This is a genomic window from Zhongshania guokunii, from assembly GCF_040892635.1.
Lineage (GTDB): Bacteria > Pseudomonadota > Gammaproteobacteria > Pseudomonadales > Spongiibacteraceae > Spongiibacter > Spongiibacter guokunii.
The window spans coordinates 1-7,343 of sequence record NZ_JBFRYA010000030.1 but is presented as its reverse complement, the minus strand read 5'-3'; the positions used below and the strand labels follow the sequence as shown (position 1 = coordinate 7,343).

The 7,343-nt window shown below is 48.9% G+C and carries 7 protein-coding genes and 1 pseudogene; 4 read left to right on the top strand and 4 right to left on the bottom strand.

All coding sequences use genetic code 11. The features are described 5' to 3' along the window. Positions 1-137 precede the first annotated feature (137 nt). The 3 genes and pseudogenes from AB4876_RS18935 (at position 138) to AB4876_RS18925 (ending at position 1,467) form a co-directional block, all read left to right on the top strand. Positions 138-509: a hypothetical protein gene (locus AB4876_RS18935; RefSeq protein WP_368383251.1), complete on the top strand. Its 372-nt coding sequence runs from the start codon at positions 138-140 to the stop codon at positions 507-509. 285 nt (positions 510-794) lie between these two features. After that, positions 795-1,088: pseudogene (locus tag AB4876_RS18930) on the top strand (DDE-type integrase/transposase/recombinase); the annotation flags it as partial. Positions 1,089-1,098: 10 nt separating this feature from the next. After that, positions 1,099-1,467 (top strand): helix-turn-helix domain-containing protein, encoded by a 369-nt coding sequence (locus AB4876_RS18925; RefSeq protein ID WP_368383250.1) that lies wholly within the window; start codon positions 1,099-1,101, stop codon positions 1,465-1,467. Between the two features lie 255 nt (positions 1,468-1,722). Here the strand turns inward: AB4876_RS18925 and AB4876_RS18920 are convergent, their stop codons facing one another. From AB4876_RS18920 to AB4876_RS18910, 3 genes are all read right to left on the bottom strand, one after another. Then, on the bottom strand, positions 1,723-1,872 hold the full coding sequence (locus AB4876_RS18920; protein WP_368383249.1) for a hypothetical protein: 150 nt from the start codon (positions 1,870-1,872) through the stop codon (positions 1,723-1,725). Positions 1,873-2,800: 928 nt separating this feature from the next. Beyond that, positions 2,801-3,121, bottom strand: coding sequence for a 2Fe-2S iron-sulfur cluster-binding protein (locus AB4876_RS18915; protein WP_296436522.1), 321 nt, complete (start codon positions 3,119-3,121; stop codon positions 2,801-2,803). A 137-nt stretch (positions 3,122-3,258) separates the two neighbouring features. After that, positions 3,259-4,266, bottom strand: coding sequence for a Rieske 2Fe-2S domain-containing protein (locus AB4876_RS18910; RefSeq protein WP_368383248.1), 1,008 nt, complete (start codon positions 4,264-4,266; stop codon positions 3,259-3,261). A gap of 295 nt (positions 4,267-4,561) precedes the next feature. Between AB4876_RS18910 and AB4876_RS18905 the strand changes: the two genes are divergently transcribed. Further along, the gene (locus tag AB4876_RS18905; protein WP_368383247.1) at positions 4,562-5,230 is read left to right on the top strand and encodes a TetR/AcrR family transcriptional regulator; all 669 of its coding nucleotides are present in this window, start codon (positions 4,562-4,564) and stop codon (positions 5,228-5,230) included. A gap of 83 nt (positions 5,231-5,313) precedes the next feature. Here the strand turns inward: AB4876_RS18905 and AB4876_RS18900 are convergent, their stop codons facing one another. Beyond that, complete coding sequence (locus AB4876_RS18900) at positions 5,314-6,945, bottom strand: AMP-binding protein (protein WP_368383246.1); 1,632 nt, start codon at positions 6,943-6,945, stop codon at positions 5,314-5,316. Between the last annotated feature and the right edge of the window lie 398 nt (positions 6,946-7,343).

The following is a 7,343-nucleotide window of genomic DNA, read 5'->3' as shown; positions in this document are numbered from 1 at the left end:
GCTGCTGCGACTGAAGGCCTTCTTCACTGCTTGAATTTTGAACGATTGGGTAAATCTTGCTTTCATCATTTACTGCCTCTAACTGAAAATTAGAAGCGACAACTAGCCTGACACAGGGGGATATTGACGTTAGTCATGTGGACTCGATCATAGAGCATACTTCTGAGGCATTAATTAGACATCTCAATGATTTACGAATTGAAGTCACAGATGGCTCCGTTTCAGAAATGCCCTCGTCACAGGATTTTGTAAAATCAAAACTATTAAACGATCAAGAGCTGCGATGCATTGCGCGTGCAATTTACTTTCTGATTTTAGGGGAGGCTAAAAAATCCTACTTAGATTCGTTGATCAATTTGGTTTTAGGTGGCGAAGGTAATGTCATTGATCGAATTGCAGATTGGATTGCCTCGCAGGGAACGGTCTATACCTATTTTCCGAGCGAACTAACACTCTCGATGGCGCAGCGCTTGATGGAAGAACTCAATTGTACAGATAAGTTATTTTGATCCGCCAGAATAGCGCGGAGTCGTTTACATGGTATTGCCAAGTTAACTCAAAGTTTCTGCTAATTTAGGGTGGTAAATATATACAATCGCCACCGGTTTTCCCCGGATACAGAGGATTTGCTGGCCGAGCGTGAGAGCATTGTTAGCCCTGAGGATATCACACTCTAGTGCTTTAATTGGCGCTATTTACACGCGCCGATTGCGACGGAATCACCGGAGCTATGGTGATACGTTTTACATTGACGCAGTTTTAAATCGGTCAATGGGTAGCGGCGCTACCTTTGGCAAGCAGTGAATCAAGACGGTGAAGTTGTCGATGTCTATCTCCAGTTAAAAAGGGATGGGGCGGCAGCTAAGCTCCTTTATTGCCGATTATTGAAGCGTCATGGCAAGGAGGCGAGGAAGATTGTGACAGGCAGATTGCGGAGCTATGATGTTGCTCGTCGGGAATTAATACCGGTGACGCGGCGCAGCACGGAAGTATATGAGAATAGCCCCGCCGAGCAATATTTAGCAGCGTATGTGCGTTTTGTCGGCACCCATGCTGAGTATGATAAAATCGACGTGGCTGTGATCTGAGGAAACCGTTATGAACATTAAACCGATTAAAACCGAGGCCGATCACAAGCAGGCGCTTGCTCGCCTTGAACTTCTGATGGACGCCAAGCCAGACACCCCAGAGGGTGACGAGCTGGATATTCTGGCTACACTGGTGGACGCCTACGAGCGGCAGCATCACGCAATTGAACCTCCGCACCCAGTTGAAGCCATCCGGTTTCGCATGGAGCAAATGGGCCTTGTGGATGCCGATCTAATCCCTATTATTGGGCAGCGGGGAAGGGTAAGCGAAGTGATTAACTTTAAGCGGCCTCTGACCCTGCCGATGATTCGGCGACTAACTGCAACTTTGCATATTCCTGCAGAAACCCTGATCCCCGAATATCAGATATCTAAATAAATCTTTATTGACCGACATATTCAGATGGTCTCTATGTAGTTTTGAAGGAGGTCGAGTCACGCCGACTTTTAGAGCTCTCATTTGCCACCAAGAAACTCACCGGTAATTTTCCCCTTCAAACGGCTAGGGCGCCGGGGTTTAGGGCTATCAGAAGAAGGCGCCCCCCAACCTCAACCAATATCTCTCGCTCACCATCGACGACAGCTTTAAGTATTGGTCTGGTAAGAGCCACCTTAAGCAACTTGATATCCTTTTCTAACTCCTGGGGTCGCTGCCGGCCGGCCCAACGCTATTGGCCGTCCAGCCTTCTATAGCCCCATCCTTCGAGTAATAAACCTCATGAATTTCGTAATAAGGATCACCGTCGTGATCGAGGTGTTGCAGCACCCTATAATTCCAACTCATTTGATAGAACCCTGTTTCATTTGTGGACGTTTTACCGCAGTAGTAAAAATATAGATGAAGTCACTTGCCTGGTTACTGTGACAATAAACGTTCTCATATTCAGTCGAAGCGCCCGATATAAGTACCATCTAGTGTAGATGTGCATCTCATATTGCCCCACCAGTTGCACGAAAAGGTGACCCACCATTACAACCTTAAATCATTGAACGCACAGCCACTTTTGCGTCTTTAAGTGGATCATCTCATTCTGCATTTTTTTTACGATATTTGGTTCAAATATAATTGCAAATCTACAGTCACAGATGGCTCCATATCAGAAATTCCCACGTCACAGGAATTTGTACAATCAAAACTACTAAACGATCAAGAGCTGAGATGCATTGCGCGCGCAATCTATTTTCTGATTTTAGGTGAGGCCACGAAATCCTACTTAGATTAGTTGATCTATTTGGACTTGGGTGTTGATGGTAATGCCATTGATCGAATTGCTGACCAGAACATTGGATTTCGACGGAGGGAAAGATTTATACCTATTTCCCGAGTGATCTAACGCTCTCGTTTGCGCAGCGCTTGATGGAAAAGCTCAAGCGAATAGATGAATCATATTGATGCGCACGACTGTTCGGATGCATTATCTTATAGGTTCGACATAAAATTTTTGGTAAGTAATGTTGGGATATTTCCTTTATGTATCGCCGTTGGTGGTACTGAGAATATTGAATTATCGAGGGTTCTGGCGCTGAAGAGGTCGCAAACTATAAAGGCGATATTGTGTGATCCGCTGAAGCTACCAAAATTGAAGTTGGAAGCTTGCTCAGAGTATAGCTGTTCTTCAAAAATGCGACCTATCTAATGAAGTATTGGATGTGTGGCTTGGCATTAAGATTTTACTACGCATGCTAGTGGTGGTGAGAGAAAGATATGGCATTTAATATTGTGCTTCAGGAAGATGTACAACCATGCCATCAAGTTCATTGCTGATATTGACTTGGCAGGCTAGGCGACTATTTTTTGATGGGTCTAGGGCGCACTCCAGCATCTCTTGCTCAATTTCATCCGGTTTCCCTGATTTATCTAGCCAGTCTTCAGCTATATAGCAGTGACAGGTAGCGCAACTGCAGGAGCCGCCGCATTCTCCAAGTATTTCATCGATACCATTGTCTAGTGCGACTTGCATTAGATTACTGCCAGAGTCAGCGTTGACTTCGCGAACATCGCCGTTTACAGATATAAATTTTATTAGTGCCATCGCTGGGTTCTCTTGTTAGAAATAATATTTAATAATTTCTGCGTTACTTAATATTTAAATCCTAGTTGAAGGGGCGTGCAGCTAGTCTGAAATGAGAAAACATTAAAAGGTCAGGTGTCGCTGCGCCGATACTTCAATTAATCTACCTGCTCCGCAGGTGGAAGGTCGTAAAACCCGGCCTGCCACTTCCGAAGCATGGTAAAGGCTTTAACGTCTTGCTTGGCTAGCATGGGACGGTCGACATATTTTTGGTGACGCCAAACAAGTAGGTCTTCATCAACCGTTGTAAGTATTTCATTTTTGATTCGCTCTTGAATAGCTAGGGGCATATCGCCTTCGTCGCCGTCTTTGCGCTCCCACCATATGGTGTTGAATAGTTCCGAGGTTTCGTCGTCAATCGGGGTGGCCGAAAAGAGTACGCGATAGTTATAGGCGCCCTTAAAAACATTGAAGGAACAACCTACGCCAGTGGTGCGGGTGTCGAAGGTCATTTCAATGTTATTGGTGCGAACCGATTTAAAGCCGAACAGGGTGCGGAATACTGAATCGTCGTCACGGATGTCCATCTCTAGTAGCATCGGATCCAGTGGTGAGTCGTGCACATAGCGAAAGTGCATAGAGTCAACACTGTTTTCGAAGGTAATTTGCGGGTGCACCGGCTCATTGGGCCAGCGCCGAGTGCCGTGGGGGAATATGGGGTAAAACTCGGACTCGTCACGGTCAGAAAACTCGCGGAAACTATCAAACATATGGGGCAGGCCCCAGCGCGGCGCAGAGTCGGTGGGGTCGTGCCACATAAACACACAGCCATGCTGCTCGGCGACATGCCATGTTTTTATACGTTTGTTAATGGTGTTCTCTTGGTAGGGGATTTCCACATTCTTGCCTTCGCCACTCCACACCCAACCGTGATAGGGACAGGTGACGCAATTGCCTTTTACCTTGCCGCCGTGGCCAAGATGGGCGCCCATATGGTGGCAGTGGGCGTTCATTAAGCGTAGAACACCGTCTTCGCCGCGAAAAGCGACGAGGTCTTCGCCAAAATAACGCAGGGCTTTGACTTCGCCTGTGGGAATCTCGCCGCTCCAGGCAATTTGGAACCAGCCGACGGGTTTCATAGAAAAGGGCAGTTCTTTTAAATTCATGAGTCAAACTCCGTTAACAGGTAGGCGCTTGTGGTTTGGGCCAGTGTGCTCTGGTGGCCGTAGTACAGTATAAAACTAATATACCATCAGTTATTTGTGCTATCAAGACTTGATATTGTGTCTTTAGGTGTCTGCTTGTTGCCATTAAACTTGGGGCTTAGTCCTTGATGTGGCAGCTGGGCGGCGTTTTGACTATGTATTGCAAATGCAAGCTTTTGCCCCAAGTTTGCGATTTTTATGACAGTTTAATGTTAATATTAAGTTTCTATGTGTATGTTTTCGGATGCTCCAGAAAATGCGAACAGTAGTTACCACGAATAATCACGGCCAGTCACTGGGCCGCAAGGGTGCAGAAACCCGCAAGCGTCTGATGGATGCGGCGCGTAAATTATTAAAATCGGGTTCCCCTGTTGAATTAACAGCGGTATCGATTGCCAAGCGCGCTAAGTCTTCCTCCGCGACGTTCTATTTATATTTCTCCGACGTGCGGGGTATTCTGCTGGCTTTAACCGAAGAAGCTGAGTCAGATATGCAGGCGGTGCACAATATTTTGGATGAGCCTTGGGATCCCAAAATATTGGACGTGGAGCATTCCCGGCGCGTGGTCAATGCCTTTGTGTCGGTGTGGGACAAACACCGCGAAGTATTGCGCTACCGAAACTTGGAAGCCGACCGTGGCGACCCCGTTTTCGAGAATATTCGTTTGCGGACCTCGGTGCGGATTGTAAATCGCTTTGCCGAGCATATTGTGGCGGCTTACCCGGCAAATAGCGGTGGCACTAAAATCACTGCTCAGGCAGATGCCTCGGTATTGGTGGCGGCAATGGAGCGTTTGGCGGCAACCGACCCTAAATCGGTTGAGCGCGGGGTGGGGGCAGATGAAATGTGGGGGGCAATGACCCGTATTATTGCCCGCACCTTGAGTGCGCCAGCAAGTCCAGCTGACTTTATGCAGGCTAAGTAATAGCGAATTACGTAATGTGAAGTTATAAAAAAACCGACGCTAGCAATAGCAATAGCGTCGGTTTTTTGTATCAAAAGCAGTCCTTAGCGTTTCTTTAGCTGAAAGCCTGCTTTTTCACGGTCCCAAGTTTTTGCAGTAACGCCTTCGTCACGCAGCTTGTATTTCAGAATGCGGCCCACTGGGCTGCGGGGCATTTCGGCACTGCTACGGAACTCAAAGTAGCGTGGCACGGCAAAGTAGGGCAGCTGTTCGGCTGACCACGCGCACAACTCTTCTTCGCTGAGGCTGCTGCCCTCTTTTACGGTGAGGGTAACTTTTAGGTCATCTTCGGTAAGCTCCGACAACACGGCGTGCGCGGCCACGTCTTCGATTGCTGGGTGACGGCGGAAGGCCGATTCCACTTCAAAGCTGGAGATGTTCTCACCGCGACGGCGCAGGTAGTCTTTTTTGCGGTCGACAAAATAGAAATAGCCATTTTCATCAAATTTGCCGATGTCGCCGGTGTGAAACCACATGTCCTTGACCACCTTTAAGGTGTCTTCGGGGCGTTTCCAGTAGCCTTGGAACATCACATTGGGGCGCAGCGGCCGCACGATAACTTCGCCAGATTCACCCTCGGGCACTTCAATACCATTGTCATCGACAATGCGCACATCAAAGCTGTCATTGCGCATGCCAGAGCAGTCGCCGGGTACTTGAATGCCCAGTGGCACCGAAGTCACTAGTGAGCATTCGGTCAAGCCAAAGCCTGGGCAGGCGGTGTGCTTGGCGCCAAAGCGTTGCTTCCAGGCCTGCTGTAATTTGTCGGGGAAGGGGGCGCCACCAACAATGGAAATTTGGCCAAAGCAGCGTTTCTCCGCTTCGCTCTCTGGTGCGCCGAGTAGCATTGGGAACATGGAGCCAAGCAGGGTGGTGTAGTTGGCGCCGGTGCGTTCGATTTCGGGCCAGAAGTTAGACACCGAGAAGCGTGGATAAATTGCAATGCGGCCACCGTGCATCAGTTCGCAAATAACATTGCTCACCGCATTAAAGTGGAATAGGGGCAGGGCAGTCCAGCTCACGGTGTCGGCGCTGCGGCCAGTGCCGACGCTAACGACGCGGGCCAAATTGCAGGCGTAGTTATGGCTAACCATGCAACCTTTAGACGGGCCGGTGGTGCCACCGGTGTAGATCAGCATCGCCAAATCTGAGGGGCCGACTTCAACCTGGGGGTCGCTGCTATTATCAGAAATCAGTTGTTCCCAGCTCAATACCTGAGCACTGAAGCTGGCGCTTGGCGCTGTGCCGCGGTGAACGAGGGTTTTTACGCTGGGTAGCTGCTCGCCAATGGCGATAACGCGGTCGGCGTAATCGCTCTCAGCAATCACCACGCTGGCGTCGCTATCGCCGAGTTGGTGGCGCAGGAACTCGCCTTTGTAGGCGGTGTTAATGGGTACAGAGATGGCGCCTAGTTTGTTGATGGCGAGCCAGATAAAGACCGCGTCTTCACTATTGTCGAGCAGGGTGGCGACGGTTTGGCCCTTTTCAATACCGAGTGCTGCCAAGCCATTAGCAAGCCGACAGGCCTGGTTGTCGATGTCGGCGACACTGAATTTTTTACCGAGAAAATCTAGAAACTCTCTATCAGGATTGGCTTCAAGCGCCCGCCGAAGCACGGCGTTAATCGTATCCTGCTGCTCACTTCCCCATGGTGTGGGCGACTTATCATTACTCATTGTCTGGCTTCCCGCAGTTGACGTTGTTATCGAACACCCATAAACTAACACATAGTCATTTATTGGTGCAAATATCCTTGCACTTGTTTAGACTCAACAGCAGCTCGGCGCGACACCCGCCGAGTGTGCAGCGGAGCACTAGCTACAAAAAATATAGCCTGTTGCTGAGATATATAAAGTATTTTTCGTGGTTTTAGCGGGCAAGTGCCGTTAATTCGAGTTAAAAACAGCAAGGCGCTCAAGAGCGGTCTTGCCTTGAGTGGAGAACGTCCCATGCCTGAAATTCGTCCCGATCTCGAATACCTCGGTTTTCTGAATGAGGGTAAGTTTTGTATTCAGCGCAGCGGCGGCAGCGGCAAATATGTGTTTTATCCGCGCACCATTGCGCCGGGCAGTGG

Bases quoted from the DNA above. Each gene is read 5' to 3' on its own strand.
- AB4876_RS18925 (WP_368383250.1), top strand. From the start codon at position 1,099: ATGAACATTAAACCGATTAAAACCGAGGCCGATCACAAGCAGGCGCTT.
- AB4876_RS18920 (WP_368383249.1), bottom strand. From the start codon at position 1,872: ATGAGTTGGAATTATAGGGTGCTGCAACACCTCGATCACGACGGTGAT.
- AB4876_RS18915 (WP_296436522.1), bottom strand. From the start codon at position 3,121: ATGGCACTAATAAAATTTATATCTGTAAACGGCGATGTTCGCGAAGTC.
- AB4876_RS18910 (WP_368383248.1), bottom strand. From the start codon at position 4,266: ATGAATTTAAAAGAACTGCCCTTTTCTATGAAACCCGTCGGCTGGTTC.
- AB4876_RS18905 (WP_368383247.1), top strand. From the start codon at position 4,562: ATGCGAACAGTAGTTACCACGAATAATCACGGCCAGTCACTGGGCCGC.
- AB4876_RS18900 (WP_368383246.1), bottom strand. From the start codon at position 6,945: ATGAGTAATGATAAGTCGCCCACACCATGGGGAAGTGAGCAGCAGGAT.